This is a genomic window from Parvimonas sp. M20, assembly GCF_035282425.1.
GTDB lineage: Bacteria > Bacillota > Clostridia > Tissierellales > Peptoniphilaceae > Parvimonas.
In genome coordinates this window covers 1-898 of sequence record NZ_JAYKBQ010000044.1, presented here as the reverse complement: position 1 = coordinate 898, position 898 = coordinate 1, and the positions used below count along the sequence as shown (strand labels likewise).

Here is an 898-nt window from a genome sequence, read left to right as displayed (position 1 = left end):
GATTCGATGCAGTCGGGTGATATCCACAAGCTCGACTTGTTGCGTGCATATCGTACGCTGTGTGAAGACATCGCCAATGATGATCGGATCACGCATGTGAAGATCCTCCCACAGCTACATGTGCTGGCTTGGGGCAACGAGGCCGAACGCTGATGTTGTATGCTGCATCCATCCTAGTAAGTTTTGTGTCTGTATTCCTAAAAGGGTTTCAGCATAAGAACGTAATAGGTACACATTTGAAGGCTACTTGGCTAACCTCCTATTTGATGGCCGCGTTTGATGTAGCAGCTGTAAACATCATTGTCAAAGGTGGTTGGTGGGTTGCCTTAACTGCAGGAACTGGTGCGTCCTGCGGGATGGTTGCAGCAATAGTTCTCCATGACCACTTATTTAAGAAGGGTGATTACTGATGGAACCTGATCATCTGACTATCCATGTACAAATCTATGGACCCCGCGCAAGCGGTAAGACTCGTGCATTCGAAGCTATCAAGGAACTGTTCGAAACAACCTTGAAGGACAAGGATGTTACACTGTCCATACGTGAACAGTGTGAAGACAAAAATGGCAACACCGCCAACGCATTGCACAAGACGTTGAAAGCTGGGAGGGAATAATGGCAAGTTTTGCACCTGTGGCGCCGATCCAGATTCTGGAGAGCCTCTACAATTATGGCTATGATGCTTTCGGCGAGTATCATCTTCTCCTGGCCCATCATATCATGGAAGAGCCCGAACGCTTTAAGGCATTGTTCGAGCGCATATCTGGTGATATGTCCGTATTCCCTACTGTCATCATCGACAATTCCCTTGTGGAACTGGGTGAGGCGGTTGCATTGGATATGGTGCGGGATGCCGCCGCCATTATCAAGAATGCCTGCCCTGTTGCAGAGGTAGTCG

The 898-nt window shown here is 48.6% G+C and carries 1 protein-coding gene; it reads left to right on the top strand.

Features of this window, described 5'->3' with window-relative positions; genetic code table 11:
- Positions 1 to 615 precede the first annotated feature (615 nt).
- Positions 616 to 898: hypothetical protein (locus VJI93_RS08245; protein ID WP_324009237.1), on the top strand; the 283-nt coding region annotated here is incomplete at its 3' end.